Genomic DNA, 19,824 nt, shown 5'->3' on the forward strand with positions numbered 1-19,824 from the left:
GGAGTGACCACCGTCACGCAGCGCCCCGGGCTCTCGGGGGCACCTCGATTTGGTGCGGGGGACGGGGGGCCGGTAACGTGGTGTTCACCGACGCGGGGTGGAGCAGCTCGGTAGCTCGCTGGGCTCATAACCCAGAGGTCGCAGGTTCAAATCCTGCCCCCGCTACAGATGACGAAGGCCCGGACCGACTGGTCCGGGCCTTCTGTCGTCCCCAGGACCTAGAGTGCCGAGATGGCACCTCTCGGGACGGACTGGCGGCTGGTCGACGACGTGGCGACGGCGTGGTTCGACGCGCCCTCGCTGAGCGAGGGTGCCGGGCTGGCCCGTCGGGTGGTGGAGCTCTCGGGCGATGCCCTGGTCGACCTGCGGGCGACCGGGCTGCGGGTGCGCCTCGACCCCGACGACCACCTGCAGGAGCGCGCGGAGGCGGTCTCGGTCGCGGCCCGCGAGCTCGGACTGGCCCCGGACCCCGACGTCCTGCAGCAGGTGGACGTGGTGCTGGAGTCCCCGGACCCGCAGCGTGCGCGGGCGTTCTGGCAGGGCGTGCTCGACCACGTGCCGACCGCCGACGGCGGGCTCGTGGACCCGTTGCGACGCGACCCCGGCCTGCGGGTCCGGAGCGCGGACGAGCCGCGGCCGCTGCGTAACCGGCTGCACCTCGACGTCGTGCGGCCGGCGGCCGTCGTCGAGGCGGTGAGCCCGGGGGAGGCGTCCGGACCCTACGGCGTGCGCCACGCCGACCCCGACGGCAACGAGGTCGACCTGGTGCCGGGCGGGCCGCTCGGCGAGGGGGACGCGACGTCCGACTGGCAGGCGGTGTTCAGCGCGATCGCCTGCTACCGCACCACCTCGGTGGCGCAGCAGGGCGACCTGGTCGGCGCGGCGGCGGCGCTGGCCGACGCCGCGGGCTTCCCGCTGCTCGTCGACCTGCGTCCCGGACTGGTGGTGCTCGACAGCGGCAAGGACCAGGCGGAGGCCGACGCCCACGGTCTCGAGGTGGACGTCGTCGACCTCGCGGCACGGCTCCAGGCTGCCGCTCGCGAGCTGGGGGCGGTGCCCGAGCCGGGCCTCGCGCGGTTCGTCCAGCTGTTCCTCGACGCCGCCGACGTGGCGGCGGTCCGGGAATTCTGGGCCGCCGTGCTGGGGTACGTCGAGGACCGCCGCGACGGCGTCACCGACCTCCACGACCCCCGTCGGCTCGGCCCCGTGGTGGTGCTCCAGGAGCTCGACGCGTCGGACGGCGAGCGCCGTCGCCAGCGCAACCGCAGCCACGTCGAGCTCGCCGTGCCGGCCGACCGCGCCGAGGCCCGCGTCGCCGTGGCCCTGGCCGCCGGGGGCCGGCTGCTGGACCAGTCGCCCGGGCGCTGGCGGGTCGCGGACCCGGAGGGCAACGAGCTGGAGGTCGTCGGCGGCCCGTGAGACCGCGCCAGGGTTGCCGGCCCGGGGGTCGAGATCGCCCCGGTGCTCAGGCGAGGGAGAGGAAGAGCTTCTCCATCTTCTTCACGTCGACCCCGTCCACGCCGTCGCCCTGGGTCAGGCACTGCTGCAGCCCGGTGGCGACGATCGCGAAGCCGGCGCGGTCCAGCGCCTTGGAGACCGCCGCGAGCTGGGTGACGACGTCCTCGCAGTCGCGGCCCTCCTCGAGCAGGCGCAGCACGCCGGCCAGCTGGCCCTGGGCACGCTTGATGCGGTTGACGACCGGGGTCATCCGGGTCGGGTCGAGCTCCATCGGGACTCCTGGGGACGAGGAGGTGCCATGATACCCCCGTAGGTATCTCGGACGAAGAGGCGACGGCGTCGGACACCCACCTGCGCCGGGGTGGTCGGTCGGCCCTAGCGGGCCCGGTAGTGGGCGTGCAGCACCCCGCTGGCGAACGACCGCTCCTCGACCAGCTCGAGGTCGAGGCGCACCCCGTCGGGGAAGAAGCGGGTCCCGCCGCCGACCACCGTGGTGGTGACGAACAGGTGGTAGTCGTCGACCAGTCCGGCGCGGATCGCCTGCGCCGCCAGGGTGGGCCCGTCGACCGTCAGGTCGTGGTCGCTGGTCGCCTTGAGGCGGCGCACGGCCTCGGGGTCGAAGGTCCGCTCGATCCGGGTGCGGGCGCTCGCGACCTCCTCGAGCGTCGTGGAGTGCACGACCTTCTCGGCGGCCTGCCAGTCGCGGGCGAACCGAGCGATGTGGGCCGGGACGTCCGGGAGCGCGTGGGCCGTCTCCCAGAACACCATCGTCTCGTACATCCGGCGGCCGTAGAGATAGGTCCCGACGTCGCGGAAGGTCTCCCCGATGAAGGTGTGGACCTCCTCGTCGTCCTCGGCCCCGAAGCCCAGGCCGCCGTCGTCACCCGGGGCCGTCACGGCGTACCCGTCCAGCGAGGTGATCATCGAGTAGACGAGCCGTCCCACGTGTCCTCCGGTCCCCGGTCGCGGTCACGCCCCGGTCGGCGTGGCTCGCGCTGGTGCAGACCGACCCCGGGTGCCGTCCTCATCGGTCGGCCCCGATCGCCGGGTCCCCGTCGGTCGGCGACCGGGTCGCGGCGGCCAGCCGGAGCAGCATCAGCGCGGCGAGCGGCAGCAGCGCGGCGTACAGCACCCGGGCCCGGGCCAGGGGGTCCTCGACGAGGCCGAGGCCCGTGCCGAGCCAGGTGAAGGCCGTGGTCGTCGCCAGCGCCATGCCGACCGTCTCGGCCAGGACGACCGCGGCCGCCATCCGGTCCTCGGAGATGCCGTCGCCGGCCTCCGGTCGGGTGAGGAGGCGTCCCAGCAGGTCTGGGTAGAGCGAGCCCATGCCGAGCCCGAGCAGGGCGCCCCCGACGAGCAGCCCGGCCAGCGCCGGTCCCGGGTCGCGGGCGGTCGTGGTCGTGGTCGTCGCGAGCAGGACGACCACCCCCGCGGTGACGACGGCGCCGGCGGGCACGACGCGACGACGCAGGGCCGCCTGGTCGGCGGCCGGGTGGGCGCCGCACCAGAGCCCGGTGAGCGCCCAGCAGAAGCCCGGTGCGGCGATGACGACGCCGAACCGGCCGGCCGAGAGCCCGAGCGCGTCGTGGGCGACCACGGAGAGGACCATCGACGCGCCGAAGTAGACCGATGCCGTGACCCCGAGGGCGCCCAGCGCCGCGCGCCGTCCCTCGCGCGCGCCGATGACGCCGCCGGGCAGCAGCGCCCGCGTGGCCCACAGCACCACCGCCGCCCCCAGCACCAGCGCGGCCCCCGACCAGGCGCCGACGGGCAGCGACAGCGCGGCCGAGCCTCCGGCCAGGGCCAGCGACCATCCCCAGGGCGCCGGCTCGTGGGGCACCCCCTCGGAGCGCTCGGGCACGGACCGGGCGACCAGGGTGCGCGCCAGCACGAGCAGCGGCAGGTAGAGCACCATCGCCCACCGCCAGTCGAGCGCGGACGAGACGGCCACGGCGTACACCGGACCCAGGACGGAGGAGACCACCCACACCCCGGACATGCCCGCGAGCACGAGCTGGCGATGGCGGGCCGGCAACCCCCGGCTGATCGCCCCGAGGCCGATCGTGGCCAGCGCTCCTGCGGCCAGGGCCCGCACCGCGGTCCCGGCGACGAACACCTCGACCGACGGAGCCAGCGCGCACAGGACGGCGCCGAGCACGGTCAGCAGCGTGAAGGCGAGCATCAGCCGACCGACCCGGAAGCGCGAGAGCAGCCAGGCGCCGATCGGCATCATGAGGAACATCGGCGCCTGCGCCGCGGCGTCCAGGGGGCCGTAGAGATCACGGCCGTCGAGGTCGGCGGCCATCAGCGGGAGCACGGTCTGCGAGAGGTAGCGCTGCATCCCCGCGAGCAGCTCGATCGAGAGCAGCGAGCCCGCCAGCAGCAGGACGCGTGCCCGTTCGCTGCGGAGCCGGGTCGTCGCTTCCTCGGCGCTCATCCCGCGAGTCTCGGCGACCCGCCTCGGCGGTGCCAGGCCCGGTCCCCACCTCGTCGGGGCGTGAGGTCCGGACATGCCCGACTTGGTCACCCACCCGCCCGCGGGGTGGGCTATCCCGGCCTTGCGCCAGCATGTGAGACGGGTCGATAGTGCGCGAGCAGGCGCATTGCGAGACGCGACCGCGCCGCAGCGTTCCGTGAGGGGTGAGCGGGGTGGCCAACGTCCTCCAGTCCGTCACGGACCTGCTGAAGCGGTGCCTCGAGGGCGACCCGCCGCCCCCGGCCCTCATCGCCACCTTCGGCCCGCGGATCGACCAGCTGACCGCGGTCAGCGTCGACCCCAGTGGTGCCGGCATCGACCGGTGGGTCGCCCAGCTCCGCGCGCTCGTCGGTGACGAGCGGCTCCGCGACACCCTGGTGGTGCGCGCGGTCCAGATGACGCTGCCGCGCCTGGCCGAGACGCTGACGCTGGTCGGGGTGGTCGAGGTCGAGTGGGACCCGGGCGACACGACGGTTCCGTCGGCCTTCCGGATCCGCAGGGACAGGCTCGACGACCTGCTCTCCGACCCCGGGAGCACGGCGCTGGGGCTGCTGCTGGGCAAGGTGCAGAAGCTCGAGGACGTCAAGGCGCTGCAGGTGCTGGTGCTGCTGCTCGTCAGCTCCCCGCAGGCACTGCTCGAGCTGGAGTACCGCCAGCAGGGGTTCGCCGGCCTGCCTCTCGACGGCACGCCGGGCATCAGCTCCGACGAGCTGCTCGCCCTGGTCGACACCCTGGTGAACTCGCCGGTCCGACTGCCGCTGCCGATCCCCGACGACTTCGACCTCGACGACTTCGAGGCCGCGGCCGGACCGGCGGCGCCGGAGGGCACCGCGGGGTCGATCACGCTCGACGGCCCGGACGCGTACGACCGGCTGCGGGACCTCGCCATCGACCTGCACCTCGTGGACGTCGCCGCGCTCGCGGCCGAGCAGGTCGACCTCGGCGGCGGCTGGGTGCTGTCCTTCGTGCCGGTCGGCACCGGCGACCAGCACCACCGGCTCCGCTTCGACGCCGACCACCTCGACCTGGCCGTGCCCCGCGCGGAGCTCGGGCTATTCGTCGGCAAGCAGCCGGCCGACGCCGACGCACTGCTGGTCGGCGACGTCGCCGGCACCCACCTCGCGGTCCGGGCGGTCCGGTTCGGGCTGCAGCTGCGGACCAGCGGCCCGTTGTTCGACGTGGTCGTCGCCCTCGACGGCATCGAGTTCGTGCTCGAGCCCGACTTCCTGGGCTTCATCAGCTTCGGCCTCGACGTCCCCGCGGTGCTGCGGTTCCGCTCCGACGTGCGCGTGACCTACGCCCAGGGCCAGGGACTCACCGGCCAGTCCGACGTCGGCGCCGGGATCGGGCTCAGCATGGAGTTCGCGACGCCGATCGACCTGCGCATCGGCGGCGCGGGCGCGGGGGTGGAGCTCGACCAGGTGGTCACGCACCTCGACGTCGCCCTCGACGGTGGCCGGCTGCTGTTCCGGGTGCTCTTCCGCTACAGCGCCAGCGCGGAGCTCGGCCCGCTGTCCGCGGTGATGGACGGCGCTGGCGCCTGGATCGGGCGCTGGACCACCGGCACCGGCGGCCTGCTCCCTCCGCAGGGGATCGGGCTCAGCCTGGACGCCGGTCCCGTCGACGGCGGCGGCTTCCTCCAGATCATCAGCGACCGGGAGTTCGCCGGCGGTCTGCAGCTGAAGATCCTCGGTGTGGGCGCGTTCGCCTACGGCCTCTACGAGGCGCTGCCCAGCGGCGACCCGTCGGTCGTCGTCCTGATCGGCATCCGACTGCCGCTGCCCGGCGTGCAGCTCGGCCTCGGCTTCGCGATCTCGGGGTTCGGCGGCCTGGTCGGCGTCAACCGCCGGGCCGACACCGACGTGCTGCGAGAGCGGCTCGCGAGCGGGGCCGCCGGCGACGTGCTGTTCAACGACGACCCGATGAAGAACGCGCCCAAGCTGCTCGGCGACATGGCGCGGTTCTTCCCCGACGAGGCCGGCGTCTTCCTGGTCGGCCCGACGCTGCAGCTCAACTGGGCCTCGATCCTCAAGCTCGACCTGGGCGTCTTCATCGAGCTGCCGGGGCCGCGGAAGATCTTCCTGGCCGGGTCGGCGCGACTGGTGCTGGGCTCGGAGGAGTTCGCGCTGGTCTACCTGCGGATGGACTTCGTCGGCGGCGTCGACCTGACGAAGTCGCTGGTCTTCTTCGACGCCGCGCTCGTCAACTCCCACGTGCTCGGCATCTTCCGGATCACCGGAGGCGTGGCGCTGCGGATCTCCTACGGCGCCAACGGCTACTTCCTGTTCACCGTCGGCGGCTTCCACCCGTCGTTCCACCCCGGGGCGATGGAGCTGCCCCAGGTCGCGCGGGTCGGCGTCTCGGTCTCGCTCGGCCCGGTCTGGCTCAAGCAGGAGATGTACCTCGCGATCACCTCCACCACCTTCCAGCTCGGATCGCGCACCGAGGCCGGCATCGAGATCGGCCCGATCTCCGCGCATGGCTGGTTCGGCTTCGACGCGCTGATCCAGTTCAAGCCGTTCTGGTTCGTGGCCTCCGTCGACGCCGGCTTCGACGTCGAGGTCGCCGGCGTCTCGCTGTGCAGCGTGCACGTCAGCGGCGAGCTCAGCGGCCCGGGACCGCTGGTGCTCAAGGCCCGCGCCAGCGTGCGGCTGCTGTTCGTCAAGGTGTCCGGCAACGTCACCCTCGAGCTCAGCAGCAACCCGCCCGAGCACGTCGTGACGATCCCGAACCTGCCCGACCACCTCCGCCAGGAGCTCAGCGCCCCGGACAACCTGCGCATGGAGGGCGAGGACCCGGCCGTCGTCCTCGCGCCCCAGGACGGCACCGCCACGCTCGTCTCGCCGGTCGGCCAGCTGGTCTGGGAGCAGAAGCGCGCACCCCTCGCGCTGGCGATCCAGAAGGTCGAGGGCGTCGTCCTCGACGGCTGGCACACGCTGCAGATCACCTCTGGCCTCGGCGCCGGGCTGGAGACGCCCGAGCGCGACTGGTTCGGGGTCGGCACCTACCTGGAGATGGGCGACTCCGAGGCGCTCAACACCAGCCGCTTCGTGGAGCAGCAGTCCGGCCTGCGGGTCGGTGCGCTCGACGTCCGCCGCAGCACGGTGGAGTCGACCGCGATCACGCTCCACCTGGTCACGCTGCCGGTGCGGACGAAGATCCCGATCGTGAGCACGATGTACGTCGGTGCGGCGCTGGCCGCCCTGCTCGGCGAGCGAGCGGCCGGCGCCGTGCTCACCCCCGGACCGGCCGAGGTCGCCGTGAAGCAGGAGACCTTCGACGTGCACGCCGCGCAGGGCGGCGGACCGGTCGCCGTGCAGCTCAACGAGGCGCAGGCCTTCGCCGCCACCCGGCGTCACGGCGGTGTCAGCGTCGCCGCCGCCGTGCCGGCGCTCGACCTGAGCGGGGTGGTCTGATGGCCGACGACCAGCTGCACTTCGCGAGCTGGCAGCGCAACGAGGTCTTCGACCGGGCGACGCGGGTCGGCCCGCGGCTCGCCGGCAAGCTCGCGCTGACCCTCACCGACACCGACACCGGGCAGGCCGCCACGGGCGACGCGCCCTTCACGCTGATGGCCGCGGCCGACGTCGGCGGCCTCAAGCCGGGCGCGATCAGGCACATGGCGCCGGCGCCGTACGTCCGCGACGCCGAGACCACCAAGCTCGTGCACCTCGACCTGCGCGACCCGGACCTGCCCTGGCGCTACAGCCCGGTCCTGGCCGCCGGCGACCGGCTCGCCCCGTGGCTGGCGCTCCTGGTCGGCACCGTCGAGGAGCTGGTCGTCGAGGGCGGCACGGTCACCCGCGTCGAGCCGAGCGTGCTGGTCGCGCACGACCTGGCCCAGTCCTACCGCTGGGCGCACACCCAGCAGGCCGGCTCCGGGGAGACCATCGCCCGGATCGTGTCGCCGCGCGGGACCGAGCCGGGCGCGGACGGGAAGCCCGTCGGCCTGCAGCCGCAGCGGGAGCACGTCGCCGTCCTGGTGCCGACGTTCGACGACGCCGGGCAGCCGATGTGGACCGCGGCGGGAGTGCTGCAGCCCGGCGCCCGCGGCAGCCTGCCGGCCTTCCACAGCTGGCGGTTCTGGACCGCGGAGGCCGGCGACTTCGAGACCCTGGCCGCTGCCCTGACGGTGCCGCCGGCGCACGACGTCGGCAAGGCCCGGCTGCACTACCGGCGCCAGGTCCCCGCCGACGGCGTCGACATCGACGCCACGCTGGAGGTCCGCGGTGCGATCACCTCCCTGCAGCAGCCCGAGACGGTGCAGCCCGACCTGCTCGCCGCCGTCACCAGCGACCTCGACCTGCTCGACGACGAGATCGAGGGCACCATCGGGCTGCCGCACTACGGCCGTCCCTGGCTGCCCGAGCCCGACGACGCTCCCGTCGGCTGGCCGCACGACCTCAACGACGACCCGCGGTTCCGCGGCAGCACCGGCCTCGGGGTCCAGATGGGCGTCGAGGCGCAGGAGGCGCTGATGGACGCGGCCGTCGCTCAGGCGGGCGCGCTCCGCGAGGCCGGACAGCGGATCGGATTCCTGGCCCTGGGGCTGCTGGCCGGCGGTCGGCTCTGGGACCGGCGGCTGCCGACCGACCCGCACGCACGCCTCGCGCTGCTCGGCCCGATGACCGCCCGGATGCCCGCGGCCGGCGGCGGCACCGTGCTCGACCGGGTCACCTCCGACACCAGCCCGCTGGTGCCGGGCCAGTTCTCCAGCGCCGCGCACCGACTGCTCCGCGACCGCACGGCGACCACCCGCCACCTCGCCGGGGGTGGCGTCGACCGCACGGGGGCGCTGGCGTGGGCCAACCAGCCCGACCAGCCGGCCGACCGCGCGCCCGACGGCGTGCCGCACGTCGACGCCGTCGCCGCGCAGCTCGGCCTGCCGACGATCGAGGAGCTCTTCGAGATCGACGACACGTGGCTCGAGGAGGTGATGGCCGAGCTCGACCAGCTGCTCGACGACTTCCGTGCGAAGTACCGCGACGGCGTCCGCAGCGGCGAGGACCCGGTCCAGCTGCGCCGGGACCTGGCCGAGCCGCTGTTCGCCGAGCTGCAGGACCGGCTCGAGGCCCGGATGCGCGAGCGCGACCTGCCCTGCAGCGCCAGCGGCATGCTGACGTGGATCGGCGGCCAGACCGGCAACGACCTGTTCGCGTTCCTCGGGCAGGTGCTGTCCGACGACGGCGCGCGCGAGCAGCTGGACGACCTGGTCCGGGACGCGATCCGGCACTGCATGGCCGGTCGCCGCTGCCGCGAGCTGGTCGGTCAGCGCCGACGCGGCTTCCCGTGCGAGGTCATCGTCGACCACTCGCCGGGCCCGGACACCGAGACCGTGCGCCCGATCGACCTGGTCGGCCTGTCCGGCATCGTGTCGCAGGCGGTCGACCCGCGCGGGCCGCGACCGCCGGCCAAGGTGCGGCTGTGCAGCCGGCTGGTCGGCGTGGACTGCTCGACGCTGGTGCCGACCGAGTTCCCGATCGGGCTCGACTTCCCGACCTGGAGCCTGCTCCAGCAGCACGACCGGGAGTGGCTGCTGCCGGGGGCGGACTCGCTCGACCAGGACTCCGTCACCGCCCTGCAGACCAACCCGACGTTCGTCGACGCCTTCATGGTGGGGATCAACACGCAGTTCATGAGCGAGATGCGCTGGCGCGACCTCGCGGTCGCGCGCACCTGCACGCCGCTGCGGATGTTCTGGGGCCAGGTCGACCACACGACGCAGCAGCGCTCGGCCGACATCGAGCCGCTCGCCGAGTGGGCCACGGCGCCCGACGACCCGGTGGGTGCGCTGAGCCACCAGACGATCAAGCCGCACGACCCCGCCAACCCGGACGGCAGCCGGCTGGTGGTCGTCTTCCGCAGCGACCTGTTCCGGCGCTACCCGTCCACGCTGGTCTACCTGGTCGAGGACGACACGGACGACGCCGTCCTCACCGAGCGCCTGACGTCGCCGCCGCAGCTGGACATGCCGCCGGGCACCCCGGATCCCGAGGCCTGGCGCAGGGACCGCGAGCACGTCGGCCCGGTCTTCACCGGGACGTTGACGCCGGAGCTCACCTTCTTCACCTTCGACGTCACGCCCAGCACGCTGGAGCAGTACTGGCTGGTGCTGGACGAGCCGCCCGCCGAGCTGCGCTTCCGCAACGACCAGCCGCTCGACACCACGAGCGCCGCGACCGTCGCGAGGACCGCGCTCGACCAGCCGACCCGGGTCGCGATCAGCGGCCAGGCGCTCGAGGACGCGGGGCTGGCCGGATGACCTTCACCTATCGCGACCTGCGGGCGCCGCGCGTCGCCGAGGCCCTCGCCGCCCTGCCGCCCGACGCGTCCCGGGGGCGTCTCGAGCGGGAGCGGGAGGCCCTCGCCACCGATGGCTGGGCCGTGGCGGACCGCACCCTGCTGGTGGTCACGGCCGACTGGCTGTGGCGCACCAGCGAGGTGGCCGGGTCGCTGCTGGCGGCTGTCGGGGGCGATCCGGTGACGGCGGCGCTGGGAGGTGCGCCGCTGCTCGACGAGGCGCAGGCCTCGGCCGTCGAGGCGCTCGGCTCGGGGCCCGGGCCCGCCCCGGTCGGCTACCTCGACCGGGTGCGCGAGGCGGTCGACGGCGACGAGGCGGTGGTGACCGAGCTGGTGCACGCAGCGCTGGCGGACTGGCTGGAGGGCGACCGGGTCTATCCCCTCGACGACGTCGGCGTGCTGCTGCCGCTGCGGCTCGAGACGCTCTTCGACGGGCCCGCGACGGAGCTCAACGACGACCCCGACCGGTGGAAGCTGTCGCTGCGGGTCGTGCCCGACGAGGCCTCGGTGCGCCGCGACGACGCCCACGTCAGCGCCGGTGAGCTCGCGGGCGTCCGGAGGTTCTGGGCCGCCGCGCGCCGACCGGGTGCGTTCGACCCGGCCTGGCTCGACTCCGACGCCGCCGGGGTCGCGTGGGCCCAGCTCTGCCGGCAGGTCGCACCCGAGCGGGCGGCCTGGCTGCTGACCGTGCTCGAGCCGGTGGTGGACGGCGACGCCCTCGTCGTCGAGCCGCCCGCCGGCATGCCGGAGGCGCCGCAGCCCAACCGGATCGGGGGGCTGCCCGCGCAGCTGACCGTCTGGGCCGTCACCCGCGACCAGGACCGGCTCCCGGTCGGTCGGCTGCCGATGGACCCGGACGCCACGATCGACCCCGACGCGCTGGTGATCGCGCTGCCCGACCAGGCCGACACCGCGCGCGAGGCCTGGTGGTCCTCGTGGACCACGGCCGTGGCGGTGGGCCTCGGCGGCGAGTGGCTGCTCGACGTCGGCGTCACGCCGGAGTCGCTGGACGCGCTGTTCGTGCTGGGCCTCGGCGACGACACCCCCGACGAGCACCTGCGGGCGCAGGTCGACGCCGGCGAGCTCGGCGTGCTCCGGCTGGGCGCGCCCACCAACACCGTGCACGGCGCGCCCGCGGCCGACCTCGCGCTCGACGCCGACGGCTGGCGCTCGGTGGCGCGGGCCCGGCTCGCAGGCACGCGCGACGACACCGTCGGACGCACGATCGAGCAGCACCTCACGGGGTCGAACGGCGTGCTGCCGTCCTTCCCCGGTGCCGGCGTCCCCGACGACACCCAGGACAGCAAGCGGATGGCGCAGGCGCTCTGGCCGCCGTTGCTCGGGCACTGGCTGGCCGACCTGTGGGAGAGGCCCGACGACGCCTTCCGCGTCAACCGGTGGGCCTTCCCGCCCGTCGACGACGGGGTGCCGTCGCCGGCCGACATCCGCGACGTGCTGCACCGTGATCCGGAGGACCCGACCGTCGTGCTGACGGAGGCGCGGTTCGCCCCGGAGGGTCCGCTGATGCCGCTGCGGATCGGCGACCAGCCCTACGGCCTGCTGCCGACGACCGCGTTGTCGCTGTGGCAGGCGGCCGACCCGGCCCAGAGCGGGGAGCAGCTCGCGGTCGAGGACGGCATGGCGAAGGCGCTGGCCGCGCTGCGCGGCGAGTGGGCGGCCGCCGCACGCCGGGACGGCAACGTCGTCGGCGCGAGCACCGAGCGGTTCATGGAGCTGCTCAGCCGGGAGGCGTCGAGCCGCAGCTACTCCCAGCGGTCGTTCCTGCCGGTGGAGGCGTGGGCGACGCCCTACCAGCTCGGCCCCGACGCCCTGGCGGAGTTCGGCGACCTGGCCCGCACGCTCTACGGCCGGGTGATCGACCTGGTGGGCACGGTGCCGGGGACGACCTACCTCACCAACGGCCACTCCCGGCGCAGCCGGCTCCCGCTGGTGCGGCCGCGGCGCACCCTGCACCGCGTGCAGAACCGCGAGGTCGGCGGCCGCGTCCGGATCACCCGGTTCCTGTCGCTGCTGCTCGACGCCGACCGGCCGATGGACCTGAGCGAGGTGTTCGCGACCTGGTGGGTGCTCGAGCGCGGCAGCGAGTGGCAGCTGCGGTCGCTGCCCGACAGCCTGCTGATCCGGCTGCTGACGCACGCGATGCAGATCGACGCCGACTGGATGCGCGGCCAGGTCGGCGGCGACGAGGCGCTGCGGGTGCTGCGCGGCCAGGTCGAGGCCACGCGCGCGATCACCTCCGAGCTCGACCAGCCGGACTGGAACGTGGAGGACCGCGACCCCGACACCGGCGAGGAGCGCTTCGTCCTCACGATCCCCGACGCGCGACGGCTCCAGCTCGAGCGTGCGCTGCGGGCCACGATCGACAGCTCCGCGCACCGGATCGACCCGTGGGTCACCGGCTTCGCCTGGCAGCGGCTGCAGGCGCACAGCAGCAGCGACCGGCACGCCCACCGGCTCGGCGCCTACGGGTGGGTGGACGGGCCGTTCCTCGGTGAGCCCGGTCCGACCGGCGCGGGACGGCTGCACACCCCGTCGTACGACCAGACGCTCGCGGCCGTCGTCCTCCGCGACAAGTTCCTCTCCTCGGAGCGCGAGGCGGCCACCAGCGAGGGCGGCCGCAACCCGTGGCAGATGGACATCAGCTCGGCCAGGGCGCGGCTGGCCGAGGAGATCGCCGACGAGGTCCGGCTCGGCTTCCACGTCTACGAGATCGTCGGGCGGCACGTCGAGCACGTGGTGGGGAACCACCAGCAGGTGAAGGCGTTGCGCACCAGCCCGACCTACGCCATGCGCCCCGACCGCCGCGACCCGCACGAGGTCTGCAACGGCATCGACGCCCTGGCCGGGTTGCTCGCGGGCGACCCCGCCTTCCCGCTCGACGCCGACCAGACCAGGGCCCTGCAGACGCTGCACGACGCCCTCGACACCTACGGCGACCTGCTGGTGGCCGACGGCGTGGTGCAGCTGGTCGGGCGGCAGGTGGACCGGGCGGCGGAGACGATGGACGCGGCCGCCGGCTTCTCGCGGCCGCCCACCTTCGAGTTCCTGCGCACGCCGCCGTCGGGCTACCAGGTGCAGAGCCTGGTGCTCGCGACCGTGCCGCACGTCGACCTCGACGACGTCCCGCTCGACGCCGGGCCGGTCCGGCTCGCGGACCCGTCGCTGGCCGCCTTCGTGGAGGACGTCGTCGGCGACGCGTGGACCTGGCGGGTCAGCAACCGCGACGACTCCTCGGCCGTCGGACAGGTGACGCTGGCCGACCTGCGGCTGACCCCGACCGACACGCTCGCGCTGTCGGAGGAGCTCCTGGCCGAGCTGGTGCGCCGCCACCTCGACCTGCCGGAGCCGGTGCTGGTCGAGGACCACAACCGGGAGTGGCTCGTCGTCGACGCCGCGGGAGCCGAGCTCGGGCGCGTGCACCGCGTCGAGCTGGAGGTGCTCCCGGCGACGCTGGCCGCGATGCCGCCGGAGGACGTGGTCACCCTGGTCCGCGACCACCTCGCGGCGCCCGCCGACAGCAGCGTCCAGGAGGCGGTGCCGGCCGATCTGCGGCTGTGGGTGGTCACCGATGCGCACGGCGCCCTGCTCGGGCTGGCCGACGTGGGCACGCTCGGGGCGACGCCGGAGGAGGTGACCGCGCTCGACGTCGACGCCCTGCACCGCCGGGTGCGCCTCGCGGTCGGCGTCGTCGACCCGGAGGTGACGCCGCCGGGCGAGCACCTGCGCACGCAGCACCTCGCCGCTGCGCTCGGCAACCGGCCCGCCGCAGGACGCGACGTCGTGCAGGACCCCGTGGCGCAGCAGGCGATCGACGCCGAGGTCTACCAGGAGCTGGCCGACCGCTACGCCGCGCTGCACGTCGCCGGCCGCGACCTGGTCGCGGCCCTGCGCGCGTCCGACGACGTCTCGCGGCCGGGACTGCTGCGCCGGGCGCTGGCCTGGGGCATCACGCCGGTCAGCCGGCGCGCCGACGCCGACGCGCTCTGGGCCGCACTGCTCGACCGGCCCCCGTCCCCCGACGCGACCCCGGCGCCCGACCTGGCCGCAGCGGTCGCCGACGTGCTGCAGAAGCGGCTCGACGACGCCCCGCAGCCGGCCGACCTGGCCCCGGTCGCCGACCTCGGCGCGCCGCTCGACGACCACGAGGACCGCAAGCGCGTGCAGCACCCCGACGGCGTGCCCACCCTCGCCGGGGCGCTGGCCGACCTCGCCCTGCCCGACGGCACGCTCGGCATCACGGCCAGCTGGAGCCGGACGTCGTTGATCGGTGACACCGCGCTCGAGGTCGGGGCGACAGAGGACCTCGACGAGTCCTGGCTGACGGTCGTCGCCGCCGTACGCCCCGCGCTGGCCCGGCTGGAGGCGCTGCAGCTCGGCCTCGACACGCCCCTGGACGCCTGGTCGAGCGCGCCCGGCGACCCGTTCCTGACCGCGACCGTGGCTGCCAACCTCGCGACCCGGTCCTCGGCCTCGGTCACCGACCTGGAGGTGGACCGGCGCTTCGTCGCGGCCTACGGCACTCCCGGCGCGTGGGCCGGCGAACGCGTCGCCGTCGGCCTGGTGGACAGCTTCTCCGAGGCGGTCCCGATGCCGCAGCGCAGCACGTCGGCCGCCTTCGGCTTCAACGCGCCTGCCGCTCGGGCACCGCAGGCGATCCTGCTCGCCGTGCCCCCGGTGGTGCGGCAGCGCCTCGAGGAGGACCTGCTGCTGCAGGTCCTGGTCGAGACCCGCGAGCTGGCCCACGCCCGGACCGCGCACCTGGAGGACCTGGGCGAGCTGCAGTCGCTCGCCCCGACGACCTGGCTGCAGTCGTCGGGCCCGTCCCGGGTCCGGCTCGAGCCCTACCCGCTGTTCACGACCTGAGGAGCGTCGATGACCGTCACCGCCCACCTGCGCCTGGAGCCGCGTCCGCACGAGCGCAACCTGGCCGAGGGCTTCGCCGCAGCCGTGCAGGACCCCGTGTGGTTCCTGGCGCGGCAGTGGCAGATGGGCGAGCACCAGGGCGAGAACGCCTCCTCGCCGGTGTGGGTCGACTACCGGCTGCGGCAGCGACCGATCGCCGCCGCCGACCCCCGCTTCGACCCGGTCGAGGTCCCGGCCGAGGCGATCGTGGAGTCCGAGGTCGACGACTGGTGGACGATGGGACGGCGGGTGCGGATCGGGCGTCGCTTCCTCGGTCTGGCGCTCGACCCCGCCCTGCTGCTGCGTCGTCCACCGCCGCCGTACGAGCAGTTCGAGGGTGCCCCCGACGGCCTGCTGGTGTGGCGCGCGCGAGTCGCCCTGGGCCTGGCGCCCGACGCGTTCCCGGAGGACGTCCCACCGGACAGCACGCCCGACTGGGACGGCGAGCAGCTGCTCTACGACCAGACGGAGGCGAGGTCGTTCAGCGCGTCCGGCCAGGCGCTGACCGTGCGCCGGCACCGCGGCGGCCGGCTGGACTGGCACTCCGTGGACGCCGGCCCGCCCGTCGCCCTGGAGGTGGGGGAGGAGCGGGAGGCGATCCCGACCCCGCTCGGCTATCCCGGGGCACCGAACACGCGGTGGTGGCAGATCGAGAACGCCGACGTCGACCTCGGCGGCTACCCACCGGACAGCGCGCACGCCGCCACGGCGCTGCTGACCGACCTGATCTTCTCCCACGGCGACGACTGGTTCCTCCTCCCGGTGCTGGCCGCAGCCGGGCACGTGGTGGCCATCGAGTCGCTGCAGGTGCGCGACTCCTTCGGGCGCTCGTACGACGAGACGGTGCACGCCGGGCTGCGGCCGCCGGAGGACTGGACGCTGTTCGCGGTCGACCCGGTGACGCCGGGCGACGCCGGCCTCGCGCCCGAGGAGCTGGTGCTCTGGCACGTCGCGGAGCTGCCGCTGGAGAGCGCGCCGGTGGAGCGGGTGCAGCTCGGTCTGGACGAGCAGTCCAACCTGCTGTGGGCGGTGGAGCGGGTGGTCGACGGCCGCGACGTCGACTCGCGCGTCGTGGACCGGCCGACCGGCCCGGCGTTCAACGAGGGTGCGCCGTCCGGCGACAGCCGCGAGGCGAAGGAGTACGCCTACGTCCCCGCGCAGGGCATCGGACCCTGGTGGACGCCGTACACCCTGGACGAGGAGGGTCCGCGCCGGCTCGTGCAGCGCCGCCTCGCCGACCTGACCCGGCAGCGGCCGACGTTGATGCCGGCCCCGCAGGCCCTCGTCCTGCAGCCGCCCGAGGGGCTCGAGCGCCACCAGGTCGCCCCGCTCGCCGTGCCCAGCAACGGCATCGAGCTCACCCGGCGCTGGTCGCTGGCCCGTGACCTCCACGGACGACCGGTGCTCTGGCTGGAGCGCCGGCGAGGACCGTCGCTGGCGCCCCCCGCCCGGACGCTGCGCTTCGACGTCATGGAGGAGGCGAGGACCCCGCCGGGGCCGCCCGGCTGAGCCTGCCCGGGCCGGCCTGGCACGATGGCGGCGTGGGCTCATGGGGAGCCGCACCGCTCGAGGGGGTGGCGTGACCAGCACGGGCAACGCCCCCTTCGCGGGGCGCCGCGTGGCCGACGCGATGGTCACGCGGCCCCACGTCCACGGACGCGGCACCACCCTGGCCGATGCGCGCGACATCCTGGTCGACACCCACGTCCACCTGCTGCTGCTCGTCGAGGACGGCCGGCTGCTCGGGACGGTGACGCGCGAGGACCTGGCGCCCGCGCCGCACGACGGCCCCGCCCTCGCGGTGGCCACGACGGCCGGACGCACCGTTGCGCCGGACGTCGCGCTGGACGCGGCGCACGACGAGATGCGGGCGGCGGGCCAGCGTCGCCGCGCCGTCGTCACGGACACGGGTGAGCTGGTGGGGCTGCTGTGCCTCAAGCGCAGCGGCGCGGGGTTCTGCACCGACGCGGGCGTGGCCGCCCGGGTCGCCGAGCGCGCCGGCTCCTAGGCCTGCTGCTCGCTCCTGAGCAGCCGGCGCTCGAGCATCACCGCGACCCTGGTCGCGGTCGCGGGGGCGAGGCGGACCAGGCGGTCGACGGCGATGGCGTCGTTGCCGACCCGGATCCGGGCGCGGCCCTTCTCGACGCCGTCGACGATGATCCGGGCCGCCTTGTCGGCGGGGAGCTTGAGCAGCTTCTCGGTGTAGGTGCGCTGCCGGGCCTCGTGGGCCGGGGTGATCTCGCGGCCGGTGGCGCGGGCCCACTCCAGGGCGTTGGAGGAGATGGCCGTCGCGACGCCGCCCGGGTGGACGACGCTCACCTTGACCGGGTGCCCCTCCAGCAGCATCTCCGAGCGCAGCGTCTCGGTGAAGCCGCGCACGGCGAACTTGGCGGCGCAGTAGTGCGACAGCCCGGGCTGGGCGAGGTAGCCGTTGAGGCTGGAGACGTTGACGACGTGGCCGTCGCCGGAGGCGAGCAGGTGGGGCAGGAACGCCTGGGTGCCGTGGATGACGCCGTTGAGGTTGACCCGCAGCACCCGCTCGTAGTCGGACCACTCGCTGTCGAGCACCGAGGAGTTGAAGGCGATGCCGGCGTTGTTGAACACCTGGTGGACGACGCCGAAGTGGGCGGCGACCTCCGCGGCGTACGCCGTGACGGCCTCGCGGTCGCCCATGTCGACCACGGCGGTGTGGAGCTCGCCGCGGGTGCGGGTGGCGGTCTCCTTCAGCCCCGCCTCGTCCACGTCGCAGCCCGACACGCGGGCTCCCCGACGGCTCAGCTCGACGGCCAGCTCGCGGCCGATGCCGCTGCCGGCACCGGTGACGACGACGACCTTGCCCTGCACGCTGCTGCTGCTCATGGGGCGACCGTACCCGCCGGTAGCCGACGCATCCGTAGTCTCGTCAGATGTCCTCCCTCGCCCGGGCGCGCAGCGCGCTGGCCCAGACCGGCCTCACCTCGCGGGCACGCCCCGTCGCCCTCCTGGCGCGCCCCACCGGGCCGCCGTCGCACCGCCTCGGGCTCGGCGAGCTGCTGGGCCCGGCCGCCGCGCTGCGCCTGCCCGCCGCCCTGCCGCGCCTCGCGACCGCCCCCCGGGGCGACGGCCACGTCGTCATCGACCTGCCCGGCTGGCGGGCGCCGGAGGCGACGGCCTGGGGGTTGCGCACCTACCTGCGCTGGTTGGGGTACGACGCCCGCTCGTGGGGGCTGGGCACCAACGGCGGCAGCCCCGAGCGCGACACCGACCGGGTCGCCACGCGTGTGCTGGCGATCGCCGAGGAGCAGGGCCCGGTGTCGCTGGTCGGGTGGAGCCTCGGCGGGGTCATCGCCCGGGAGGTCGCGCGCCGCGAGCCCGAGGCCGTGCGCCGCGTCGTCACCTACGGCTCGCCGGTCGTCGGCGGCCCCCGCTACACCGCCCTCGCGCGCGCCTACCCGCGTCGCGAGCTCGAGCGCATCACCCGGCAGGGCCGGGCCCTGGACCGAGACCGGCCGGTGCGGGTGCCCGTCACCGCGGTGCTGAGCCGCCGCGACGGGGTGGTCGCGTGGCAGGCGTGCGTGGACCACGCCTCGCCGCGGGTCGACCACGTCGAGGTGGGCTCGACCCACCTCGGGCTCGGCCTGGACCCCGACGTGTGGCTGACGGTCGCCCGGCGGCTCGCCGACTAGCCGATCTGGATCTCCAGCGGGTCGCCGCGCCGCAGCGTCTCCACGGCCTCCTGGGCCCAGGCGCGGTCGAACTCCAGCCCGGGGATGGTGTTGAGGACGGCGTGCAGCGTGCTCACGGCCGTCTCGAGGTCCTCGTCGATGGTGTGGGCCACCACGTCGTCCACGGCCGACTTCACGCGGGCGCCGATGTGGTCGAGGAAGGACTTCATGCCGTCCTCGCTGGGGTCGAACTCGGTCACGGGGGCTCCTTCGTCTCGGCGCCCATCATCCCCGGTGCGCCGCGTGAGGTGACCGGGAGGTTGTCCTGCACGTGAGAAGGCCGCCCCCTGGGTACCGAGATCCGGGGCCCCGGCCGCACCATGGTCCCTGCCCCGCCCCGGGACTGCCCGGGGGGACGAGAGGAGCACGGCGTGCCCAGACGCGTGGACCACGACAAGCGACGCAGCGAGATCCTGCTGGAGGCCCGCGCGATGGTGGCCGAGGGCGGCTTCGACGCGCTCCGGATGCGCGACCTGGCCGAGCGCTGCGGCTACGCCCACGGCGCCATCCGCCACTACTTCTCCGACAAGGACGACCTCGTCCACCAGCTCGTGGTCGACGCCGCGCTGCAGCTGAGTGGTCACCTCACGCTGCGCGGCTACCGCGAGGCCCGCGGGCTCGCGGCGCTGCGGCTGCTGTACGCCGACCTCGTCGGCGACGACCCCGAGCTGCTGACCAGCCGGCTGATCCTCAGCGGGCTCACCGACGTGCTGGCCGCCGATGACCGGGTGCGGGCGCTGGTCCGGGAGCGCGTCACCCAGCTGCGCGAGTACACCCTGACCCACCTCGACGAGGCGCTCGAGGACGGCGAGGTCACCGGTGGCCGCCCGCTCGAGGTGAGCGCCGCGATGCTGGTCCACGTCTGCGCCGGCGTGCTGAGCAGCCTGTGGCTGCGCCACGACGACCCGCTGGCGGCGTACGCCGACCGCGAGGTCGAGGCGGTCCTCGCCACGGCCTGACCGC

13 protein-coding genes and 1 tRNA gene are annotated in these 19,824 nt (G+C 74.7%); 9 read left to right on the forward strand and 5 right to left on the reverse strand.

The genetic code is table 11. From position 1 onward, the window contains the following. Positions 1–91: 91 nt before the first annotated feature. Positions 92–165, forward strand: a tRNA-Met gene (locus BLU55_RS17435). Between the two features lie 66 nt (positions 166–231). Further along, on the forward strand, positions 232–1,419 hold the full coding sequence (locus BLU55_RS17440; RefSeq protein ID WP_091732341.1) for a VOC family protein: 1,188 nt from the start codon (positions 232–234) through the stop codon (positions 1,417–1,419). A gap of 46 nt (positions 1,420–1,465) precedes the next feature. Here BLU55_RS17440 and BLU55_RS17445 read toward each other — a convergent pair whose 3' ends face one another. The 3 genes from BLU55_RS17445 to BLU55_RS17455 form a co-directional block, all read right to left on the reverse strand. Next, complete coding sequence (locus BLU55_RS17445; protein ID WP_091732343.1) at positions 1,466–1,729, reverse strand: metal-sensitive transcriptional regulator; 264 nt, start codon at positions 1,727–1,729, stop codon at positions 1,466–1,468. 104 nt (positions 1,730–1,833) lie between these two features. Further along, entirely contained in the window at positions 1,834–2,403 is a 570-nt protein-coding gene (locus BLU55_RS17450) for a dihydrofolate reductase family protein (protein WP_091732345.1), read from the reverse strand. A 79-nt stretch (positions 2,404–2,482) separates the two neighbouring features. After that, positions 2,483–3,895 (reverse strand): MFS transporter, encoded by a 1,413-nt coding sequence (locus BLU55_RS17455; protein WP_157682932.1) that lies wholly within the window; start codon positions 3,893–3,895, stop codon positions 2,483–2,485. Between the two features lie 212 nt (positions 3,896–4,107). Between BLU55_RS17455 and BLU55_RS17460 the strand changes: the two genes are divergently transcribed. The 5 genes from BLU55_RS17460 to BLU55_RS17480 all read left to right on the forward strand — a co-directional run bounded on the left by BLU55_RS17460 (position 4,108) and on the right by BLU55_RS17480 (position 17,165). Further along, on the forward strand, positions 4,108–7,350 hold the full coding sequence (locus BLU55_RS17460; protein ID WP_091732349.1) for a DUF6603 domain-containing protein: 3,243 nt from the start codon (positions 4,108–4,110) through the stop codon (positions 7,348–7,350). After that, positions 7,350–10,196 (forward strand): hypothetical protein, encoded by a 2,847-nt coding sequence (locus tag BLU55_RS17465; RefSeq protein ID WP_091732352.1) that lies wholly within the window; start codon positions 7,350–7,352, stop codon positions 10,194–10,196. The genes BLU55_RS17460 and BLU55_RS17465 overlap by 1 nt, the downstream gene beginning before the upstream one ends. After that, positions 10,193–15,118 (forward strand): hypothetical protein, encoded by a 4,926-nt coding sequence (locus BLU55_RS17470; RefSeq protein ID WP_091732355.1) that lies wholly within the window; start codon positions 10,193–10,195, stop codon positions 15,116–15,118. Before BLU55_RS17465 ends, BLU55_RS17470 begins: the two co-directional genes overlap by 4 nt. A gap of 9 nt (positions 15,119–15,127) precedes the next feature. Beyond that, the gene (locus BLU55_RS17475) at positions 15,128–16,666 is read left to right on the forward strand and encodes a hypothetical protein (RefSeq protein ID WP_091732358.1); all 1,539 of its coding nucleotides are present in this window, start codon (positions 15,128–15,130) and stop codon (positions 16,664–16,666) included. A gap of 70 nt (positions 16,667–16,736) precedes the next feature. Then, entirely contained in the window at positions 16,737–17,165 is a 429-nt protein-coding gene (locus BLU55_RS17480) for a CBS domain-containing protein (protein WP_157682933.1), read from the forward strand. Here the strand turns inward: BLU55_RS17480 and BLU55_RS17485 are convergent. Beyond that, positions 17,162–18,016, reverse strand: a complete 855-nt coding sequence (locus BLU55_RS17485; protein ID WP_091732364.1) for an SDR family NAD(P)-dependent oxidoreductase — start codon at positions 18,014–18,016, stop codon at positions 17,162–17,164. The genes BLU55_RS17480 and BLU55_RS17485 overlap by 4 nt on opposite strands. A 47-nt stretch (positions 18,017–18,063) precedes the next feature. Here BLU55_RS17485 and BLU55_RS17490 point away from each other — a divergent pair, with 47 nt between their 5' ends. Then, positions 18,064–18,822: an esterase/lipase family protein gene (locus tag BLU55_RS17490; protein WP_091732366.1), complete on the forward strand. Its 759-nt coding sequence runs from the start codon at positions 18,064–18,066 to the stop codon at positions 18,820–18,822. On the opposite strand, the gene BLU55_RS17495 is transcribed toward BLU55_RS17490, so the two are convergent. After that, positions 18,819–19,061, reverse strand: a complete 243-nt coding sequence (locus tag BLU55_RS17495; RefSeq protein ID WP_091732369.1) for a hypothetical protein — start codon at positions 19,059–19,061, stop codon at positions 18,819–18,821. The two genes, BLU55_RS17490 and BLU55_RS17495, sit on opposite strands and share 4 nt — an antisense overlap. Positions 19,062–19,232: 171 nt before the next feature. Between BLU55_RS17495 and BLU55_RS17500 the strand changes: the two genes are divergently transcribed. Next, positions 19,233–19,820, forward strand: a complete 588-nt coding sequence (locus BLU55_RS17500) for a TetR/AcrR family transcriptional regulator (RefSeq protein WP_157682934.1) — start codon at positions 19,233–19,235, stop codon at positions 19,818–19,820. Positions 19,821–19,824 lie beyond the last annotated feature (4 nt).

The organism is Nocardioides scoriae, from assembly GCF_900104965.1.
In the GTDB taxonomy this organism is placed as follows: Bacteria; Actinomycetota; Actinomycetes; order Propionibacteriales; family Nocardioidaceae; genus Marmoricola; species Marmoricola scoriae.

Excerpts from the sequence above, each read along its gene's own strand:
- BLU55_RS17485 (WP_091732364.1), bottom strand. The coding sequence starts at position 18,016 with ATGAGCAGCAGCAGCGTGCAGGGCAAGGTCGTCGTCGTCACCGGTGCC.
- BLU55_RS17455 (WP_157682932.1), bottom strand. The coding sequence starts at position 3,895 with ATGAGCGCCGAGGAAGCGACGACCCGGCTCCGCAGCGAACGGGCACGC.
- BLU55_RS17465 (WP_091732352.1), top strand. The coding sequence starts at position 7,350 with ATGGCCGACGACCAGCTGCACTTCGCGAGCTGGCAGCGCAACGAGGTC.
- BLU55_RS17440 (WP_091732341.1), top strand. The coding sequence starts at position 232 with ATGGCACCTCTCGGGACGGACTGGCGGCTGGTCGACGACGTGGCGACG.
- BLU55_RS17445 (WP_091732343.1), bottom strand. The coding sequence starts at position 1,729 with ATGGAGCTCGACCCGACCCGGATGACCCCGGTCGTCAACCGCATCAAG.
- BLU55_RS17475 (WP_091732358.1), top strand. The coding sequence starts at position 15,128 with ATGACCGTCACCGCCCACCTGCGCCTGGAGCCGCGTCCGCACGAGCGC.
- BLU55_RS17490 (WP_091732366.1), top strand. The coding sequence starts at position 18,064 with ATGTCCTCCCTCGCCCGGGCGCGCAGCGCGCTGGCCCAGACCGGCCTC.
- BLU55_RS17470 (WP_091732355.1), top strand. The coding sequence starts at position 10,193 with ATGACCTTCACCTATCGCGACCTGCGGGCGCCGCGCGTCGCCGAGGCC.